The organism is Microbacterium sp. Yaish 1 (genome assembly GCF_002245215.1).
Lineage (GTDB): Bacteria > Actinomycetota > Actinomycetes > Actinomycetales > Microbacteriaceae > Microbacterium.
Window position 1 is genome coordinate 1,161,655 of sequence record NZ_NPMR01000002.1, and the last position, 19,592, is coordinate 1,181,246.

The 19,592-nt window shown below is 70.5% G+C and carries 19 protein-coding genes; 5 read left to right on the top strand and 14 right to left on the bottom strand.

Going from position 1 to position 19,592, the window contains the following annotated elements; genetic code table 11:
- The first annotated feature begins 61 nt into the window (after positions 1 to 61).
- A complete protein-coding gene (gene aceA, locus CI089_RS14635; RefSeq protein WP_094262172.1) occupies positions 62 to 1,369 on the top strand; it encodes an isocitrate lyase in 1,308 nt (435 codons plus the stop codon).
- 98 nt (positions 1,370 to 1,467) lie between these two features.
- Positions 1,468 to 3,123, top strand: coding sequence for a malate synthase A (gene aceB / locus CI089_RS14640; RefSeq protein WP_094262173.1), 1,656 nt, complete (start codon positions 1,468 to 1,470; stop codon positions 3,121 to 3,123).
- 96 nt (positions 3,124 to 3,219) lie between these two features.
- Here aceB and CI089_RS14645 read toward each other — a convergent pair whose 3' ends face one another.
- Genes CI089_RS14645 through CI089_RS14660 form a run of 4 tightly spaced genes read right to left on the bottom strand, consistent with a single transcriptional unit; the run spans position 3,220 to position 6,840 of the window.
- The gene (locus CI089_RS14645; RefSeq protein WP_094262174.1) at positions 3,220 to 3,855 is read right to left on the bottom strand and encodes a response regulator; all 636 of its coding nucleotides are present in this window, start codon (positions 3,853 to 3,855) and stop codon (positions 3,220 to 3,222) included.
- Positions 3,852 to 5,027, bottom strand: a complete 1,176-nt coding sequence (locus CI089_RS14650) for a sensor histidine kinase (RefSeq protein WP_094262175.1) — start codon at positions 5,025 to 5,027, stop codon at positions 3,852 to 3,854. The genes CI089_RS14645 and CI089_RS14650 overlap by 4 nt, the downstream gene beginning before the upstream one ends.
- A gap of 29 nt (positions 5,028 to 5,056) precedes the next feature.
- Complete coding sequence (locus CI089_RS14655; RefSeq protein WP_094262176.1) at positions 5,057 to 5,932, bottom strand: ABC transporter permease; 876 nt, start codon at positions 5,930 to 5,932, stop codon at positions 5,057 to 5,059.
- On the bottom strand, positions 5,929 to 6,840 hold the full coding sequence (locus CI089_RS14660) for an ABC transporter ATP-binding protein (protein ID WP_094262177.1): 912 nt from the start codon (positions 6,838 to 6,840) through the stop codon (positions 5,929 to 5,931). Before CI089_RS14660 ends, CI089_RS14655 begins: the two co-directional genes overlap by 4 nt.
- Positions 6,841 to 6,934: 94 nt before the next feature.
- Between CI089_RS14660 and CI089_RS14665 the strand changes: the two genes are divergently transcribed.
- Entirely contained in the window at positions 6,935 to 8,134 is a 1,200-nt protein-coding gene (locus CI089_RS14665; RefSeq protein ID WP_094262178.1) for a pyridoxal phosphate-dependent aminotransferase, read from the top strand.
- 189 nt (positions 8,135 to 8,323) lie between these two features.
- Positions 8,324 to 9,211, top strand: a complete 888-nt coding sequence (locus CI089_RS14670; RefSeq protein ID WP_094262179.1) for an endonuclease domain-containing protein — start codon at positions 8,324 to 8,326, stop codon at positions 9,209 to 9,211.
- A gap of 91 nt (positions 9,212 to 9,302) precedes the next feature.
- Here the strand turns inward: CI089_RS14670 and CI089_RS14675 are convergent, their stop codons facing one another.
- The 7 genes from CI089_RS14675 to CI089_RS14705 are packed head-to-tail and all read right to left on the bottom strand — an operon-like array spanning position 9,303 to position 16,838.
- Positions 9,303 to 10,439, bottom strand: coding sequence for a UDP-N-acetylmuramate dehydrogenase (locus tag CI089_RS14675; RefSeq protein WP_094262519.1), 1,137 nt, complete (start codon positions 10,437 to 10,439; stop codon positions 9,303 to 9,305).
- 2 nt (positions 10,440 to 10,441) lie between these two features.
- Entirely contained in the window at positions 10,442 to 10,849 is a 408-nt protein-coding gene (locus CI089_RS14680; protein WP_094262180.1) for a MaoC/PaaZ C-terminal domain-containing protein, read from the bottom strand.
- Positions 10,846 to 11,295 (bottom strand): FAS1-like dehydratase domain-containing protein, encoded by a 450-nt coding sequence (locus CI089_RS14685; protein WP_094262181.1) that lies wholly within the window; start codon positions 11,293 to 11,295, stop codon positions 10,846 to 10,848. The genes CI089_RS14680 and CI089_RS14685 overlap by 4 nt, the downstream gene beginning before the upstream one ends.
- Positions 11,296 to 11,304: 9 nt before the next feature.
- Positions 11,305 to 12,141 carry a sulfite exporter TauE/SafE family protein gene (locus tag CI089_RS14690; protein WP_094262182.1) on the bottom strand — a complete coding sequence of 279 codons (837 nt, stop codon included), beginning with the start codon at positions 12,139 to 12,141 and terminating at the stop codon, positions 11,305 to 11,307.
- Entirely contained in the window at positions 12,141 to 13,016 is an 876-nt protein-coding gene (locus tag CI089_RS16505; protein WP_218823043.1) for a DUF2510 domain-containing protein, read from the bottom strand. The genes CI089_RS14690 and CI089_RS16505 overlap by 1 nt, the downstream gene beginning before the upstream one ends.
- Positions 13,017 to 13,059: 43 nt before the next feature.
- The gene (locus CI089_RS14700) at positions 13,060 to 15,114 is read right to left on the bottom strand and encodes an ABC transporter ATP-binding protein (RefSeq protein ID WP_094262183.1); all 2,055 of its coding nucleotides are present in this window, start codon (positions 15,112 to 15,114) and stop codon (positions 13,060 to 13,062) included.
- A complete protein-coding gene (locus CI089_RS14705; protein ID WP_094262184.1) occupies positions 15,111 to 16,838 on the bottom strand; it encodes an ABC transporter ATP-binding protein in 1,728 nt (575 codons plus the stop codon). Before CI089_RS14705 ends, CI089_RS14700 begins: the two co-directional genes overlap by 4 nt.
- A 113-nt stretch (positions 16,839 to 16,951) precedes the next feature.
- On the opposite strand from CI089_RS14705, the gene CI089_RS14710 reads away from it, so the two are divergent.
- Complete coding sequence (locus tag CI089_RS14710; protein WP_094262185.1) at positions 16,952 to 17,662, top strand: GTP pyrophosphokinase; 711 nt, start codon at positions 16,952 to 16,954, stop codon at positions 17,660 to 17,662.
- A 24-nt stretch (positions 17,663 to 17,686) separates the two neighbouring features.
- Here the strand turns inward: CI089_RS14710 and CI089_RS14715 are convergent, their stop codons facing one another.
- From CI089_RS14715 to CI089_RS14725, 3 genes are all read right to left on the bottom strand, one after another.
- Complete coding sequence (locus CI089_RS14715) at positions 17,687 to 18,109, bottom strand: organic hydroperoxide resistance protein (RefSeq protein WP_094262186.1); 423 nt, start codon at positions 18,107 to 18,109, stop codon at positions 17,687 to 17,689.
- 13 nt (positions 18,110 to 18,122) lie between these two features.
- On the bottom strand, positions 18,123 to 18,599 hold the full coding sequence (locus CI089_RS14720) for a MarR family winged helix-turn-helix transcriptional regulator (protein ID WP_256978016.1): 477 nt from the start codon (positions 18,597 to 18,599) through the stop codon (positions 18,123 to 18,125).
- A 93-nt stretch (positions 18,600 to 18,692) separates the two neighbouring features.
- Positions 18,693 to 19,589, bottom strand: coding sequence for an SDR family oxidoreductase (locus CI089_RS14725; protein ID WP_094262520.1), 897 nt, complete (start codon positions 19,587 to 19,589; stop codon positions 18,693 to 18,695).
- Positions 19,590 to 19,592: the final 3 nt, after the last annotated feature.

The window sequence follows — 19,592 nt, forward strand, 5'->3', positions numbered from 1 at the left end:
AGTTCGCCCACAGTGGTCTCCACGACGGGCAGAGCCGCCCGTTCCGACGAAGGAGACCGAGATGACCACGATTCCCGCTCCGGGTCCGCTGCGGCCCGGCGACCAGGTTCAGACCGCTGCCGAGCTCGAGGAGCTGTGGCAGACCGACCCCCGCTGGGACGGCATCGAGCGCACCTTCAGCGCCGATGACGTCATCCGGCTGCGTGGCTCGGTCCGCGAGGACGCCACGCTCGCCCGCCGTGGAGCCGAGTCGCTGTGGAACCTCCTCCACACCGAGGAGTACGTCCGCGCCCTCGGGGCTTACACGGGCGGCCAGGCCGTCCAGCAGGTGCGCGCCGGCCTCAAGGCGATCTACCTGTCCGGGTGGCAGGTCGCCGCCGACGCCAACCTCGCGGGGCAGACCTACCCCGACCAGAGCCTGTACCCGGCCAACTCCGTGCCCGCTGTCGTCCGGCGAATCACCAACGCGCTGCTGCGGCAGGACCAGATCGAGCACGCCGAGGGCGGCCGCACCCGCGACTGGCTCGCCCCGATCGTCGCCGACGGCGAGGCGGGGTTCGGCGGACCGTTGAACGCCTACGAGCTCGCGGCATCCCTCATCGCCGCCGGTGCCGCCGGCACGCACTGGGAGGATCAGCTCGCGAGTGAGAAGAAGTGCGGCCACCTCGGCGGCAAGGTGCTCGTGCCGACCGCCCAGCACATCCGCACGCTCAACGCCGCGCGGCTCGCCGGGGATGTCGCGGGCGTGCCTGCGATCGTGATCGCGCGGACCGACGCGCTGGGCGCCGACCTCATCACGAGCGACGTCGACGAGCGCGATCGCCCCTTCCTCACCGGCGAGCGCACGAGCGAGGGCTTCTACCGCACCCGCGCCGGGATCGACCCTGTCATCGCGCGCGGCCTCGCGTTCGCGCCCTACGCCGACCTGCTGTGGGTCGAGACCGGCGAGCCCGACATCGAGCTGGCCCGCGAGTTCGCCGCAGCCGTCCACGCGGAGCACCCCGGCAAGCTGCTCGCGTACAACTGCTCGCCGAGCTTCAACTGGAAGCGGCACCTCAGCGATGCCCAGATCGCGACGTTCCAGGCGGAGCTGGCCGAGCTGGGCTACCGGTTCCAGTTCATCACTCTGGCCGGATTCCACGCCCTCAACCACTCGATGTTCGACCTCGCCCGTGGCTACGCCGACCGCGCGATGAGCGCGTACGTCGAGCTGCAGCAGGCGGAGTTCGACGCCGAGGCGCACGGCTACACCGCCACCCGCCACCAGCGCGAAGCAGGCACCGGCTACTTCGACGCCCTCTCGACGGCGCTCAACCCCGACAGCGCCACCCTCGCCCTGGCCGGATCGACCGAGGCATCCCAGTTCTGACCCCCTTGCCCGTCGACTCGCCAGGAAATGCCGGTCCGGAGCCCCCGGCATCCGCATTCTTCGGCGACTCGACCGCGAAAACCACAGGAGACGAGACCATGACCATCACAGAGACTCAGAGCCGGCGACGCACCTGGACGGGACCCGTCGCGGTGCAGACCCACGAACCCGCGATCGAGGTGCGCGGCGAGATGCACCCCCGCTTCGACGAGATCCTCACGCCCGACGCCCTCGACTTCGTCACGGCACTGCACGACCGGTTCGCGGGGCGACGGCACGACCGCCTCGCCGACCGGATGCGGCGCCGCTTCGAGATCGGGAACGGGGCCGACCCCTCGTTCCGCAGCGACACCGCGCACATCCGCGAGGACGACTCGTGGCGCGTCGCGGGCGCGGGCCCGGGCCTCGAGGACCGCCGCGTGGAGATCACGGGCCCCACCGATCCCAAGATGACGATCAACGCCCTGAACTCGGGCGCCCGCGTCTGGCTCGCCGATCAGGAGGACGCCACCTCGCCGACCTGGCGCAACGTCATCGGCGGGCAGCTGTCGCTGCGCGACGCGATCCGCGGTGAGCTGGAGCACACCGGTCCCGACGGGCGGCGCTACACCGTCACCGCGGAGCGCACCCCGACGATCGTGATGCGCCCGCGCGGCTGGCATCTCACCGAGAAGCACCTCGCCTACACCGACCGCACGGGGCGCACCCTCGACGCGTCGGGGTCACTCGTCGACTTCGGGCTCTACGCGTTCCACAATGCCGTCCGGCTCGTCGAGAACGGCCGAGGACCGTACTTCTACCTCGCCAAGCTCGAGTCGAGCGAGGAGGCGCAGCTGTGGGACGACGTCTTCTCGTTCACGGAGCGCCGGCTCGGGCTGGCCCACGGCACCATCCGGGCCACCGTGCTGGTCGAGACGCTCCCCGCGGCGTTCGAGATGGACGAGATCCTCTTCGCCCTCCGCGACCACTGCGCGGGCCTGAACGCCGGACGGTGGGACTACATCTTCTCGATGATCAAGAACTACCGCGGGCGCGGAGCCCGGTTCGTGCTGCCCGACCGCAGCGCGGTCACGATGACGGTGCCGTTCATGCGGGCCTACACCGAGCTGCTCGTGAAGACCTGCCACCGCCGGGGCGCGCACGCGATCGGCGGGATGAGTGCCTTCATCCCCAACCGGCGGAACCCCGAGGTCACCCGGGCCGCGTTCGAGAAGGTCGCCGCCGACAAGCGTCGCGAGGCCGGCGACGGCTTCGACGGCACGTGGGTCGCGCACCCCGACCTCATCCCGATCGCTCGCGCAGAGTTCGACGCCGTGCTCGGCGACCGCCCGAATCAGCTCGACCGGCAGCGCGACGACGTCGAGGTCGCGGCATCCGAACTGATCGACTGCCACATCGGGCTGCCGATCACGACCGCCGGTGTGCGCGCGAACGTGTCGGTCGCCGTGCGCTACCTCGAGGCCTGGCTGCGCGGGATCGGCGCCGTCGCGATCGATGACCTGATGGAGGATGCCGCGACCGCCGAGATCAGCCGCTCGCAGATCTGGCAGTGGATCCACCAGGACCGCACCACGGATGACGGCACGCCGATCACCCGCGCCTGGGTCGACGGGCTGGTCGACGATGTTCTGGCCGAGGTCGAGCGCCGCGACGGCGACCGCTTCGACGACGCCGCGGCCCTGTTCCGCGAGGTCGCGCTCGGCTCCGACTTTCCCGCGTTCCTGACCCTCCCCGCCTACGCGAAGTACCTCTGAGGTCCCTAGCCCCCGTCGACTCGCCACGAACTGCGGGTCCTGGCCCCGCCGGATCCACGTTTCGTGGCGAGTCGACGGGGAGACAAGAGACTCGGGTCAGGGAAGCAGGCCGCGCTCGAGGGCCAGGGTCACGGCGCGGGTTCGGCTGTCGACGCCGAGCTTGTCGTAGACCCGCAACAGGTGCGTCTTGACGGTCGACTCGCCGATCCCGAGCTGCACTGCGATCTGCCTGTTGCCGTGCCCCGCGGCGACGAGGCGCAGCACGTCCGTCTCGCGCGGAGTGAGAGCGGATGCCGCGACCTCGGGCTGCCGCATCCGTTCCACCAGACGCACCGCGACGGCCGGCGAGAGAGCCGACTGGCCCGCGGCGACCGAGCGGATGCCCGCCACGATCTCCTCGCGCGGGGCCGCCTTGAGCAGATACCCGCTGGCTCCGGCTTCGATGGCGGCGAGGATCTGGTCGTCGCTCTCGTAGGTCGTGAGGATGAGCACGCGCGGCCCCGCGGCCCCATCGCGCGCCGCCACGATACGAGCCGTGGCTGCGACGCCGTCGAGCACCGGCATCCGGAGGTCCATGAGGATGACGTCGGGACGCGTCTCGGCCGTGAGCCGGACGGCCTCGTCGCCGTCGGCTGCCTCAGCGATCACCTCGAACCCGGGCTCGTCGGCGAGCAGGCCGACCAGCCCCGCCCGGACGATCGGGTGGTCGTCGGCGATGAGCAGACGGATCATGCGCCCACCGCCGCGCCAGCATTCCGCACAGGCGACCCGGGCAGCCGAACGGAGAGCGTCGTCCCCGACCCCGGGACGGCCGTGACCTCGACGGTCCCCCCGACGAGTGCGACTCGCTCGCTCATGCCGTCGAGGCCGTATCCGGTGCGCGGCGACGAGACGTCGAACCCGCGTCCGTCGTCCTCGACGACCAGTCGCAGGGCGCCGTCGTCCTCGCGCGTGAGCACCACCGTGACCCGCGCGGCTCCCGCGTGCTTGCGCACGTTCGCCAGCGCCTCCTGCAGGCAGCGCAGGGCGACGACCTGCGTCTCGCGATCGGCCCCGGATGCCGTGTCGACGACGGAGATCTCGAGCCCGGTGTCGGCGCGGAAGCGTTCCGCGAGCCGCTCCACGGCGGCGCCGAGCACGGGGTCGTCGGGGACGGCGGCGGTGCGCGCGACGATCGCACGGGCCTCGCCGAGCGCGTCGCGAGCGGCCACCTCGAGACGCTCGACAGCCGCGGCGGCGCCGTCGACGTCGCCCGTGCGCGATCGCCGCCCGGCCTGTTCGGCGAGCATGACGATGCCCGCGAGGGTCTGCGCGAGGGTGTCGTGGATCTCGCGGGCCAGGTGCTCCCGCTCGTCGGCCGCGCCCTTGTCGCGGCTGAGCGCCTCGACCTGCTGCTGCGCCCGCGAGAGCTCGTCGAGCAGGCGCGCGCGCTCGGTGCCGTATGCCGCGATCGCCGAGATCCACCACCCCATCGCGATCGAGAACGCGACCGAGAGCACCGCGACGGCAGCGGCCTCCAGCAGCGCGTCGGGAGCGAAACCGAAGCCGCCGGCATACCCGACGAGCATCCCGGCGCCGACCGAAAGCGACCCCACGACCCCGTCACGGCGCAACGGCGCGAAGATCCACACCAGCGGATACACGATGACCTGCATCGTCGCGAGCGAGACCTCGCCGAACGTCATCGCCGCGATCGAGACCGTCACGACGGCGAGGAACACCGCGAAGCGCCGGGGATCCTCCGCGCCGGCGGAGGGCCGCGCGATCAGATACGCCGCGAGCAGCAGCACCAGCCCCGCGATCGCCCACGGCAGCCGGTCCGCCTCACCCGCGGCTACCAGGATGCCGACGCCGAGGGCGAGCACGACACCGACGGCGACATCCACCCAGCTGCGACTGATCACGAGACCATCCTGCCGCTCCGCGCTGCCGCTCAGCGGATGCGCGAGCGGATGCGAGCCGCCGCGAGCACCGTGAACGCCACGGCCACGACGGCGAGCACGACCACCGCGACCCAGACCGGCACCGTCGCCGAGCCCACCTGCAGGTCGAGCCCGTAGATGCGGCTGAGCTCCTCGACCGCGCCCGGCGCCCCGCCCGCGAGGCGATCGAGCGGATCGGCGGCGAACTCGCGCCGGACGAGCATCGCCGACTGCGCGAACGGGAGGATGCCGACGGCATCCCGCACGGCGTCGGGGAACGAGCCGACCGGGATGTACGCGCCCGCGACGAAACCGGTCAGGGTTCCCACGAGCGTCGAGAGCCCCGAGTACGAGCCGCTCGTGCGGAGGAACGACACCACGAACGCCCAGAGCGCCGTGTAGGCGGCCACCGAGAGGACCGTCCACAGCACGATGCGGATGATCTGCCCGGCGTCGGGGAGCGTGCGCCCGGTGAGCCCGAGGTACGCCAGCGCGACGGCGAGCACGATCAGCGTGGTGATCAATCCGATGATGAACGCCGACCCGAGGTACCCGAGCACGAGCTGCGCGCGGCGCACCGGCGAGACGAGGAAGTCGCGGAACCGTCCGGTGGCGGCATCCTCGACGAACGTCGACAGCGCGCCGAGCGGCGTCGTGACGGCGGCGACGGCCACGACCCCGGCGAACATCCACGAGTCGACGAAATCGCGGGCGGCATCGGCGTCGAACCCCGGAGTCGCGGCGAGCGAGTCCACCTGCATCTGGCCGAGGAACAGGGCGTAGAGGAGGAACACCACCAGGGCGCCGGTGAGCGAGAAGAACACCCCGAGCGGGTCCCGGTAGAACAGTCGGAGATTGCGCCCGACGTACGCCTGCACGGTCTTCATCGCGCCGCCTCCCCTGTCGCTGTCTCCGCCGTCGCTGTCTCGCCAGTCGCCGCCTGTCCGGTGAGGGCCAGGAAGACGTCGTCCATGCGTCCATGTCGGAACTCGAAGTCGAGCACCGCGTCACCGCGTTCGGCGAGGATGCGGCGGGCCTCGGCGGCATCCGCCACCGCGATGCGCTCGTCGCCGTCGGCCGTGACGAGCGACAGGATGCTGGAGCTGTACCGCGCCCTTAGCTGCGCCGGAGTGCCGTCGGCGACGATCCGCCCGCGGTCGATGATGCAGACCTGGTCGGCCTCTTCCGTCTCCTCGAGGTAATGCGTCGTGAGGAACACGGTGAGACCGGCGCGCTCGCGCAGCTCGTGGATCGTCCGCCACACCATCTGCCGGCTCGCGGGATCGAGTCCCGTCGTCGGCTCGTCGAGGAAGACGATCTCCGGGTCGTGGAGCAGCGCGCGGGCGATGTCAGCGCGGCGACGCTGCCCGCCCGAGAGCCGGCCGTAGCGACGGTCGATGAACTCGCCCAGGTCGATGATCTCGGCGAGGCGGTCGATGCGGTCGCGGATCGCCGCCGTCGAGCCGAGGTACGGACGCGCCCGCACCGTCAGGTTCTCGCGCACGGTGAGCGCGGAATCGAGGAGCGAGTCCTGGAAGACGACGCCGATCGCGCGGCGCACGGCGTCACCGTCGGAGCGCACGTCGTGACCGGCGACCTCGAGCCGGCCGGCATCCGGCTCGATCACCGTGGTGAGCGCGCCGATCGTCGTGGACTTACCGGCCCCGTTCGTCCCGAGGAACGCGAACACGCCCCCGGCGGGCACCTCGAAGCTCACGTCGTCGACGGCCGTCACATCGCCGTATCTCTTGGTCAGGCCGCGCACGACGGTCGGTGCGCTCGCTCTCGTGGTCATGCCTCCAGCGTGCCGGTTCCGCCGCCCGTGCGGCAGAGGTCATCCGGTCGATCCCCGTCCACCATTCGGTGGACCACGCCGCTACTCTCGAAGGGTGACCGAACGCGCACCGCTGTCCCGCAAGCTCTCCGCCATCGCCGAGTCGGCGACCCTCAAGGTCGACGCGAAGGCCAAGGCCCTGCAGGCCGCCGGCCGGCCGGTCATCTCGTACGCGGCGGGTGAGCCCGACTTCTCGACGCCGCAGTTCATCGTCGAGGCCGCTCAGCACGCCCTCGCCGACCCGGCCAACTACCGGTACACCCCGGCCGCGGGCCTCCCCGTGCTGCGCGAGGCGATCGCCGCCAAGACGCTGCGCGACTCGGGCCTCGAGGTCCAGCCCTCGCAGGTCATCGTGACCAACGGCGGCAAGCAGTCGGTGTACCAGGCCTTCCAGACGGTCGTGAACCCGGGTGACGAGGTGCTGCTGCCCGCGCCGTACTGGACCACCTATCCCGAAGCGATCGCCCTGGCCGACGGCATCCCGGTCGAGGTCTTCGCCGGCGCAGACCAGGAGTACAAGGTCACCGTCGAGCAGCTCGAGGCTGCCCGCACCGAGCGCACCACCGTGCTCGTCTTCGTCTCGCCGTCGAACCCCACCGGCTCGGTGTACACGCCCGAGGAGACCGCGGCGATCGGCCGGTGGGCGCTCGAGCACGGCATCTGGGTCATCAGCGACGAGATCTACCAGAACCTCGTCTACGAAGGCGCCCGCGCGGTCTCGATCGTCGAGGCCGTGCCCGAGCTCGCCGGTCAGACGATCCTGGTCAATGGTGTCGCCAAGACCTACGCCATGACCGGATGGCGCGTGGGCTGGATGGTCGGCCCCGCCGACGCCATGAAGCTGGCCGGCAACCTGCAGTCGCACCTCAGCTCGAACGTGAACAACGTCGCGCAGCGCGCGGCCCTCGCCGCACTCACCGGCCCGCAGACCGAGGCCGAGGAGATGCGCCTGGCCTTCGACCGTCGGCGCCGCCTGATCGTCGAGGAGCTCGCGAAGATCCCCGGCGTCGAGGTCCCCAACCCCCTCGGGGCGTTCTACGTCTACCCCGACGTCACCGGACTCCTCGGACGCTCGTGGGGCGGGGTCGAGGCGAACACGAGCCTCGAGCTCGCCGACCTGATCCTCGAGCAGGCCGAGGTGGCCGTCGTACCCGGCGAGGCCTTCGGTCCGTCGGGCTACCTGCGCCTGTCGTACGCGCTCGGCGACGACCAGCTGCTCGAAGGCATCCAGCGCCTCCAGCGCCTCTTCTCCTGACCCCCCCTTTTTCCCCCGTCGACTCGCCAAGAAACGCGGATCAGGGCACGCCCGCATCCGCCGTTTGTGGCGACTCGACGGGCAGGGGGGCGGAGCCAGGGGTCCTGCACAGGGGGCTGAGGGGGCGAGATATCCCCGGGACTGGCAGCGGAACGTCGGCGCGAGCCCTCGGAGACGGATGCTGGTGCGATGCGACGCGCTCCGCTTCCCGACGCGCTTCCCGCGGGCTTTCTCACCGAGACGGCGCGCGAGCACGGCGTCGCGGCCGGCCGCCTGCGGGCTCGTGATCTGACCCGGCCCCTCCACGGTGCGCGGGCCCGCGAGCCGCTGAACCATCTCGACCTGCTCAGGCTGATCCGCGAGCGGGTTCCGCCGCATGCATTCTTCTGCGGACCCACCGCCGCCGCGGCGCACCGGATGCCGCTACCCGCACCGCTCCGAGACGCCGCGGCGGACCGCCCGCACCTCGCCGTCGCCCTTCCGGCAAACCGGGTCAGGCGTCCCGAAGTGGTCGGCCGTGCGCTGGCCGTGGAGCCGGACGACGTCGTCGAGGTGGACGGCATCCGCCTCACGACGGTCGAGCGGACGTGGGTCGACCTCGCCGGGTCGGTGTCGCTGGGCGCTCTCGTGGCCGCGGGCGACGCGCTCATCGCTCGCGGTGGGCCGCGCACGACGATCGATGCGCTCGGCCTCGCTCACGAGAGAGCGGGCCGCAGCCGGGGCGCAGTCCGGCGCGCGGAGGCCCTGGCCCTGCTCGATGACGGTGCGGAATCGCCGCGCGAGTCGGAACTGCGGGTGCTCCTGATACGGGCCGGGCTCCCCCGGCCCGAGACGAATGTCGTCATCCGCGACGGCTGGCGCTTCGTCGCGCGGGTCGACCTGCTGTATCGCGAGGCCCGGCTCATCCTCGAGTACGACGGCGATTATCACCGCGACCTCTCGCAGTGGAGCCGCGACCAGTCACGACGTGCCGAGCTCGAGTCGCTGGGCTACCGCGTCACCGTCGTGACTGCGCGCGACTTCGACGATCCCGGCGCGCTCGTGCGCCGCATCCGCCGTCTCCTTCCCGCCCCGTGACGCACCTCACTCCGTCGACTCGCCACGAACTGCGGATGCCGGCACCCGATCATCCGCATTCTCTGGCGACTCGACGGGTGGGGCGGGGGGCTTAGAGCTCGACGCCGACGAGGACGGGCTCGGGCTGCAGGATGAGGCCGAACTCGGCCTGCACGCGCTGCTGGACGAAGCGTGCGAGGGCGGCGAGCTCCTCAGCGGTCGCTCCCCCGCGGTTCGTCAGCGCCAGGGCGTGCTTGGTCGACAGGCCGGCACGCGAACCCGGCAGTGAGAAGCCCTTGCCGATGCCCGCGTGCTCGATGAGCCAGGCCGCGCTGACCTTGACATCCGGCTCCGCCACCTCGCCCGTCGGCGAGACGCCGTAGTACTCGTTCAGCGGGATCACCCGGTCGGTCACGGGATCGGGTGCCACCGGCCAGCGCGGGCAGGCGTCGGGCAGCGTGCGGGCGAAGGCGGCGGTGACGACGGCGTTCTGGAAGAACGACCCGGCGCTCCACGTGTCGGGGTCGGCGTCGTCGAGCACCATCCCCTTGCTGGCCCGCACCGACAGCACGGTTTCGCGCACCCACCGCAGCGACACCGTCGCCTCGGGATCGAGCCCGAGCGCGCCGCGCAGCTGCGGCCCGCGGATCGCGAACTCACCGTGTCCGACACGCTCCAGCTCGAGGGTGATCGAGAGGATGACGGCCGAACGCGCCGCGACCGATCCGTGATGATGCTTGAGGACCGAGGTGCGGAAGCCGAGTCCCAATTCGGATGCCGGGACGACGCTGACCTCGCCGGTCGACTCGTCGAGCAGCTCGACCTCGACGAGGGTCTGGACGACCTCCTGGCCGTAGGCGCCGATGTTCTGCACCGGTGCGGCCCCGGCGGTTCCGGGGATGCCCGACATCGCCGCGATCCCGCCGAGGCCGGCCGCGACGGCGTATTCCACGAGGTCGTCCCACGAGTGTCCGGCCTGAACCTTCAGACGCGCGTGATCCGGATGCGGCGAGGGAAGCTCCTCGATACCCGTCGTGCGGACGGCGACGACGGTGCCGTCGAACGGCTCGTCGCCCACGAGCAGGTTCGACCCGCCGCCGACGACGAGCCAGGGCTCACCGGCCGCCCACAGCTCGCGCATCGTGGCGACGAGCTCGTCGCTGGTACGTGCTTCGACCATGCGGTCGGGCACGGCGCCCGCGCGCAGCGTGGTCAGCTCCGCGAGGGGTCGCGGTTCGATCTCGGCCACGGTCACGCGGCGGTGCGCACGCGCACCTGCGCCTTGCCGAGCACGACGGTGCCGTCGTGGCTGACGGTCAGGTCGATGCGCGCGACGCCGTCATCGACCGCGCCGACCTTCGCGACGACGGTGAGAGTCGCGCCGGTCTCGGCGTCGACCACGACCGGCCGCGTGAAGCGCACGCCGTATTCGAGGATGCGGCCGCTGTCCCCGAGCCATTCGACGATCGTCTCGACGGCCAGCCCCATCGTCAGCATGCCGTGGGCGAGCACCCCGGGCAGGCCCACGCGGGCGGCGACGTCGTCACGATAGTGGATGGGGTTGAAGTCGCCCGACGCGCCGGCATAGCGCACGAGCGACTCACGGGTCAGCTCGACGGTGCGCTCTGCGACGACGGTTCCGACAGTGAGATCGCTCATGCGTCCTCTCCCCCGACCAGCAGCACGGAGACGGCGGTCACGACGTGATCACCGGAGACGTCACGGATGTCCGCCTCGCTCGTGACCATCGCCCCCTTGCCGAACGCGCGGATGCCGGTGACGGTGAGCTGCGCGGTGAGCTCATCGCCCGCCACGATCGGTCGCGTGTAACGGAAGCGCTGCTCGGCGTGCACCGTCCGCTCGAGGGCGATGCCCGAGTCGGGCTCGCTCAGGAGCTGCTGCAGCGTGAGGTCCTGGATCACCATGGCGAAGGTCGGGGGCGCGACCACATCGGAGTAGCCCAGCGCGCGCGCCGCTTCGGGGTCGGTGTGCTGCGGATCGGTCGCGAAGACGGCGCGAGCGAACTCGCGCACCTTCTCGCGACCCACGAGGTACGGGGCGGTCGGCGCGAAGGCGCGGTCGACCAGATCGGGGTTCACGGACACCGTCCGATTCTACCGTCGGCCCTCTGCGGGCTGCGCAGCCCGCTTCGCCGCACGCGCCGCGCGGTGCGCCTTGACGGCGCGCACCGCCATCTGCGAGGCGATGAAGGTGAGGAAGACGGCGAACAGGATGTTGGCGGTCAGCGGGTTGAGCAGGGTCGCGATCCAGGCGCCCAACGCGGTGGTCGTGCAGGCGGCGAGTCCGACGACGAGGGCCGCCAGGAGGTCGACGTTGCGCCGGCGGGCGTTGCCCACCGTGCCCGAGATCGCCGTCGGGATCATCATCAGGAGCGAGGTGCCCTTCGCGATGAGATCGCTCGTGCCGAAGAGGAACATCAGCGCGGGCACGACGATGACGCCGCCGCCCACGCCGAGCAGGCCCGCCATGATGCCGGTGAACAGGCCCAGCCCGGCGAGCCCGATGCCGACGCCCCAGCTCAGCTCCAGCACCGCGTCACGGGAGGGAACGACGATGAAGAGCATCACGATGACCACGACGAGGAACGCCACGAAGCCCCAGCGCAGCGCGTTCTGCGGGATCTTCGCCAGCAGCCAGCTTCCGATCTGTGCGCCGATCACGGCGCCCGCGGCGAGGATGATGGCCGGGATCCAGGCGACCGATCCGGTGAGGGCGTAGGAGATGACGCCGACCGAGGCGGTCGGGACGATCGCGGCGAGAGAGGTTCCGGCGGCCAGCCGCTGATCGAACCCGAGCAGCAGCACCAGGAGCGGGACGATGACCGTTCCGCCGCCGACGCCGAACAGCCCCGACAGGAGGCCGGCCGCGAGCCCGACTCCGGCGCAGGCCAGGTAGAACCGCGCGCTCCGGCGCGCACCCCGCTCCCCCATCACTGCTCGACGTAATCGTCGATGAGCCAACCGGAACCGCCCGGGACGAGCGTGTAGAGCGCCGAGAAGCTGGCCGGCACGGGATTGTCGAGAGGCGCGCCGGCGGCATCCGCCGTCTGCGTGAAGGTCTCGACCGTCTGGACGTAGATCGTGTCTCCCTCTCGGGTCGTGGAGATGAAGCTCACTTCGTAGTCCTCGACCGAGTTGTTGAACTCGCGTGCCGCCTGGGCGAAGTCCGCGCAGTCGGACAGGCCACCGCTCGCGAGGAACTCGGGCGTGAGGATCGCCTGGTACGCCGCGCAGTCCATGTCATCCCAGGCGTCGTCGTAGGCGTCGACGACGTCTTCGGCCGCGCGGAGGTCGGCGCCCTGCACGGCGCTCGCACCGGGGCGGTCGCCGCTCGGGTCGAGGATGCCGACGACGAAACGCGGGATCAGCACGGCCGCGAGGACGACGAGCCCGATGAGCACGACGCCGAGGGCGACGAAGACGATCCAGAGCTTCGATCGGCGAGCGGGCGGGGTGACGGTCTCGCCCACGGCGCCGGTCACCGCCGCCGTCGCCGTCGTCGGGTGGGCACCGGGGTAGACCGGAGCATAGCCCCCGGGCGAGGGCGGGATGGGCGGCAGCGTGTCGGTCGGCGAGGCGGTTCCGGATGCCGCGAGGCCCTGCTGGCTCTCCGTGATCGACGCCGCCGTCACTGCCGGCGGCTCCTGGAGCTCAGGCTGCGGCTCGGGCTCGGGCTCGGGCTCGGGCTCGGGGTCGGGCACGGGCTCGACGGGAGCGTGCGTGTGCTCGGTCCATCCCGAGCCGTCCCACCATCGCAGTGAGCCGTGACCGTCGTCGTACCAGCCCGGAGGCGTCGAACCGCTCAACTCTGCCTTCTCTCGCGTCGGGCGCAGATCCGCCTCGTTCAGACTACCGATCGGCCGCGACCTGGCTGCCCGTCCCGCCGTCGGCCGCGCCGATCTCGGCGACCGCCTCCGCCTGCTCGGTCGCGGCCTGCTCGAACTGCGATCGGTAGAGGCGCCAGTAGGCGCCCTGAGCGGCGATCAGCTCGTCGTGCGAGCCCTTCTCGACGATGTCGCCGTGCTCCATCACGAGGATGAGGTCGGCGTCGCGGATGGTCGAGAGCCGGTGTGCGATGACGAACGAGGTGCGGCCCTCGCGCAGCGCCGACATCGCCTGCTGCAGCAGCAGCTCAGTGCGGGTGTCGACCGAGCTCGTCGCCTCGTCGAGGATGAGCACGGCCGGCTGCGCCACGAAGGCCCGCGCGATCGTGATGAGCTGCTTCTCACCGGCCGAGACGTTCGCGGCATCCTCGTCGAGCACGGTGTCGTACCCGTCGGGCAGCGAATGCACGAAGCGGTCGACGCGCGTCGCGATCGCCGCCTCGACGATCTCGTCGTCGGTCGCGCTCTCGCGGCCGTAGCGGATGTTGTCCCGGATGGTTCCGGCGAACAGCCAGGGGTCTTGCAGCACCATCCCCGTGCGCGAGCGCACGTCGTCGCGCGACAGCTCGGAGATGTCCTGACCGTCGAGCAGGATGCGGCCGCCGTCGAGCTCGTAGAAGCGCATGAGCAGGTTCACGAGCGTGGTCTTGCCGGCCCCGGTCGGTCCGACGATCGCGACCGTCTGGCCCGGCTCGACCCGGAACGTCAGGTCGGTGATGAGGGGCTTGTCGGGTGAGTAGGCGAAGCGGACATGCTCGAACTCGATGACGCCGCGACCGCCGCGCACCGGCTCGGCGTCGGGGGCGTCGGGCTCCTGCTCGTCCTCGTCGAGCAGCTCGAACACGCGCTCGGCCGACGCGGTGCCGGACTGCACGACCGCGGCCATGCCGCCGAGCTCGGACAGCGGCTGGGTGAACTGCTGCGAGTACTGGATGAACGCCTGCACGTCGCCCAGTCGCAGCTGCCCCGAGGCGACCATCAGGCCGCCCAGCACCGCGATGCCGACGTACGTGAGGTTCCCGATGAAGGTCATGCCCGGCATGATCAGGCCCGACAGGAACTGCGCCTTGAACGCCGCCTCGAACAGCTCGTCGTTCTCGGCCGCGAACTTCTCGCGCGCATCGCGCTCGCGGCCGTACACCCGGACGAGCGCGTGCCCGGAGAACGACTCCTCGACGCGGGCGTTGAGGCGTCCGACCTTGCGCCACTGCACGGCGAACGCCTTCTGCGAGCGTGGTCCGATCACGCCGAAGATCACGGCCATGAGCGGCAGCGACACGAGCGCCACGAGCGCGAGCTGCCACGAGATCGAGAACATCATGAACAGCACGCCGACGACCGTCAGCACGCTCGTGAGGGCCGTCGAGAGCGACTGCTGCATCGTCTGGGTGATGTTGTCGATGTCGTTCGTGACCCGCGAGATCAGCTCACCACGCTGGACCCGGTCGAAGTACGACAGCGGCAGCCGGTTGATCTTCGCCTCGACCGACTCGCGCAGACGCCACATCGTGCGCACCATGATGATGTTGATGACGAAGCCCTGCAGCCAGGTGAGCACGGCCGAGCCGACGTAGATCGCGAGCACGGTGACGACGACCCACTTCAGCCGGTCGAAGTCGACGCCGGCGCCGACCTGGAAGTTCTGCATCGCACCGACGAGGTTGGCGATATCGGTCTGACCCGCCGCGTTGAGGGCCGCGACCACGTCCTCCTGGCTCGTGCCCGCGGGGAACTGCGAGCCGAGGTTCGCGGAGACGACGCCCTCGAAGATGAGGTTGGTCGCGTCGCCGAGCACCCGCGGGGCGAGGACGGCGAGAACCACGCCGACCGCACCGAGAACCGTCATGAGGGCGAACACGACCGCGTAGGGCCGGAGCAGTCCGATCATCCGCAGGAAGCTCGGCCCGAACTTCGCCGCCTTGCCCGGTGCCACACTGTCCCAGCTGCCCGAGTTCTGGCGGGCCTGCTCGGCCAGCTCGAGCTCGGTGCGCTCGTCGTCGGTGAGGTTGTCGGCGCTCATGCGTCCACTCCCAGCTGCGATTCGACGATCTCGCGATACGTCTCGTTGGACTCGAGCAGTTCGTCGTGCGTGCCGAGCCCCGCCATCCGCCCGTCATCGAGCACGAGGATGCGATCGGCACCCGTCACGGTGGAGATCCGCTGTGCGACGACGATCTTGGTGACCTCGGGCAGCTCGCGCCACAGCGCCTCGCGCAGGCGCGCGTCGGTGGTGAGGTCGAGCGCCGAGAAGGAGTCGTCGAAGACCAGGATGTCGGGGCGGCGCACGATCGCGCGTGCGATGGCGAGTCGCTGTCGCTGCCCGCCGGAGACGTTCGTGCCTCCCTGCGCGATGCGGGCGTCCAGCCCGCCCTCCATCTCGGCCACGAAATCGCGTCCCTGGGCGATCTCGAGGGCCTTCCACAGCTCTTCGTCGCTCGCGTCCTCCCGGCCGAACCGCAGATTGGAGGCGACGGTGCCGGTGAACAGGAAGGCGCGCTGCGGCACATAGCCGATGCCTCTCCACAGCAGGTCGAGGTCGGCCTGCCGCACGTCGACGCCGGCGACGGTGACCGCCCCACCCGTGACGTCGAACAGACGCGGTATGAGCGACACCAGGGTCGTCTTGCCCGATCCGGTCGACCCCACCACCGCGACCGTCTCGCCCGGAGCCGCGCGGAACGAGATTCCCTCGAGGACCGGCGCATCGGCGCCCGGGTAGGTGAACGAGACGTCGTCGAACGCGATGGCGCCGGGCTCGGGGAACTCACGTACCGGTGACGCGGGGCGCTCGAGAGCGTCGTGGGAGGAGAGCACCTCGCCGATGCGGTCGGCCGAGACCGCGGCGCGCGGAATCATGATCGTCATGAACGTCGCCATCAGCACGCCCATGAGGATCTGGCCCACGTACTGCATGAACGCGAACAGCGTGCCGATCTGCACGTTGCCCTGATCGACCTGGATGCCGCCGAACCAGATGACCCCGACGACCGTGACGTTGAGCACGAGCATGGCGAGCGGGAACATCAGGACGAACAGGGATCCGACCTTGCGACCGACGATCATGATGTCGGTGTTCGCACCGCGGAAGCGCTGCTCCTCGATGCGCTCGCGGACGAACGCCCGCACGACCCGGACACCGGTGAGCTGTTCGCGCATGATGCGGTTGACGTTGTCGAGCCGCGTCTGGAACTGCCGGAACAGCGGCACCATGCGACCGATGATGAGCCCCGCGACCACGAGCAGGAGCGGCACCGCGACGCCGATGAGCCAGCTCAGCCCGACATCCTGCTGGAGCGCCATGATGACGCCGCCGATCGCGAGCATGGGCGCGGTGACCAGCATCGTCGCGCCCATCATCGCGAGCATCTGCACCTGCTGCACGTCGTTGGTGTTGCGGGTGATGAGCGTGCCCGGGCCGAACCTCGAGACCTCGCGTTCGGAGAAGCCGCTGACCTTCTCGAAGACGTCGCGTCGGATGTCGCGTCCCGCGGCCATGGCCGCGCGGGCGGCGCAGAGGGTCGCGATGACCGAGGCGACGATCTGCCCGAGCGCGATGACGAGCATGATCGCGCCGCGCGACCAGATGTAGGCGGTATCGCCGCGCGCGACGCCGTTGTCGATGATGTCGGCGTTCAGACGAGGCAGGTAGAGCGAGGCCATCGCCGAGCCGAACTGGAACACCAGCACGCCCAGGAGCAGCCACCGATAGGTGCGCAGGTAGCGAAACAGGAGCTTGCCGAGCATGGGTCTCCTTGAGCGAGTCGGCCGGACGGTTCATGCTAGCGCCGGGGTCCGACACGCGATCGACCGTCGATCCTCACAGCCGCCGCCGATGCCGCCTCGGTACCGTCGGTTCCATGACGACCGGCAGCTCCGTGCCCCCGCTATCGATCACCGACGGTCTGCAGAACTTCTCACCCCAGGAGCTGCGGAGCCTGCGAGACGAGTTCCAGCAGTTCCTCCTGGAGTACCGGTTCGGGATGCAGGAGATCGAGACGAAGCTGCAGATCCTGCGGGACGAGTTCCAGCAGCTGCACGACTACAACCCGATCGAGCATCTCTCCAGCCGGCTGAAGTCTCCCGACGGCATCGTCGAGAAGGTCGTGCGCAAGGGCGTCGAGCCCGAGTTCGCGTCGATCCGCGAGCACATCACCGATATCGCCGGCGTGCGCGTCACGTGCAGCTTCACGCAGGACGCCTACCGCCTGTTCGACCTGCTGACGGCCCAGGACGACATCGAGGTACGGACCGTCAAGGATTACATCGCCGAGCCCAAGCCCAACGGCTACAAGAGCCTGCACGCGATCGTGGAGGTGCCCGTCTTCCTCTCGACCGGACGCATCACCGTGCCCGTCGAGGTGCAGTTCCGCACCATTGCGATGGACTTCTGGGCGAGCCTCGAGCACAAGATCTACTACAAGTTCGCCGCGAACGTGCCGGCGGAGCTGACCGCGGAGCTGAAGGATGCCGCGGAGACGGCGGCCGAGCTCGACGCGAAGATGGAGCGGCTGCACCGCGAGGTGCGGCACCGCGAGGTGCGGCACCGTCCCCGCGTCGTGCGCATCTGAGCGCGCGACGCGGGGACGCCGGGCTCAGTCCTCCGAGACCGTGATCTCGACGGGGATGTTGCCGCGGGTCGCGTTCGAGTACGGGCACACCTGGTGCGCGGCGTCCGCGAGCTCCTGGGCGACCTCGCGCTCGACGCCAGGCAGCACGACCTCGAGGACGACCGAGAGCGAGAACCCGCCGGCATCCGTGGGGTGGATCTGCACCTGGCCGCCGACGGCCGAGTCGGTCACGTCGATCTTCTTGGAGCGCGCCACCATCTGCAGGGCGGAGTGGAAGCAGGCGGCGTAGCCGGCGGCGAAGAGCTGCTCGGGGTTTGAGCCGTTGCCCGAGCCGCCCATCTCCTTCGGAATGGCCATCTCGAGGTCGACGCGGCCGTCCGTGGAGCGGACGTGCCCGTTGCGGCCGGCGCCCGTCGAGAGTGCTTCGGCGGTGTAGAGAGCGCTCATGCGTGCTCCTCCTTCATTTCCTTTCGGGGGTGGTCTCGGTCGCGCGATGCGCGGAGCGCAGGTCGGCGGCGGTGTCGCGCATGCCGTCCGCCAGCTCGGTGAGGGCGGCGATCAGCTGACGGGCTCCGTCGACGGTGACGCCCATCCCCTGCGCGATGCAGGCGGGAACGTGGGCGAGCTCCGTGCGCAGCTCGCGGCCGCGGGCGGTGAGCGACACGGTCACGACGCGCTCGTCGACGCTGTCGCGGCCGCGCTCGACCAGGCCGTCGCGCGTCATCCGGCGCAGCAGCGGCGAGAGGGTGCCGGAGTCGAGGTCGAGCGCCTCGCCCAGGTCGCTCACGCTGCGCCCGTCGCGGTTCCACAGCAGCACGAGCACGAGGTACTGCGGATAGGTCAGCCCATGCGGCTCGAGCAGGGCGGCGTAGGCCTTCGTGGTCGCGCGCGACGCGGCGTAGAGCGAGAAGCAGACCATGTGCTGCGTCGGTTCCATGTGATGCATGGTACACAACTAGGTTGTGCACAATCAATATCGCCGAGAGAGACGCCGGCAGCCGAGGCCACCGGCGCTCTCTGATCGCGGATGTCAGGGCGTGGGCATGCCGCCGTTGACGTTCAGGGTCTCCCCCGCGACGTAGCTCGACTCCGCCGATGCGAGGAAGACGTAGGCGGGCGCGAGCTCAGCCGGCTGGCCCATGCGTCCGAGCGGAGTCTCCTCGCCGAAGCTGTCGATCTTCTCCTGCGGCTGGCCGTCGCTCGGCTGCAGCGGCGTCCAGATCGGCCCGGGCGCCACGGCGTTGACGCGGATGCCCTTCGGCGCGAGCTGCTGCGCCAGGGCTTTGGTGAAGGTGTTGATCGTCGCCTTCGTCGAGGCGTAGTCCACGAGCGTCTCCGACGGCGAGTAGGCCTGGATCGACGTCGTGTTGATGATCGACGCGCCCGCCGGCAGGTGCGGGAGCGCGGCCTTGGTGATCCAGAACATCGCGTAGACGTTGGTCTTGAAGGTGTCGTCGAACTGCTCGTCGGAAAGATCGGCCAGCTCGTACTGGAAGATCTGCTTGCCGCCGTTGTTGACGAGGATGTCGATGCCGCCGAGCGCCGAGACGGTGTCGGCGACCAGCGAGCGGCAGTACTCCGGGTCGCGCAGGTCGCCCGGAAGCTGCGCCACCGTCACGCCCGCATCCTTCAGGATGCCGGCGATGCGCTGCGCGTCCTCTTCCTCCTCGGGCAGGTACGAGATGGCGACGTCGGCCCCCTCGCGAGCGAAGGCGATCGCAGTCGCGGCGCCGATGCCCGAGTCGCCGCCCGTGATGAGGGCCTTCCGCCCGGTGAGGCGGCCGCTGCCGCGGTAGCTCTCCTCGCCGAGGTCGGCCTTCGGCGTGAGGTCGGCGTCGAGGCCCGGCTCGTCCATGTGCTGCTTCTCGGGCTCGATGTCCGCGTACAGCTCGGCGGGGTTGACGAAGGTGTACTGGTCACGGGACATGGT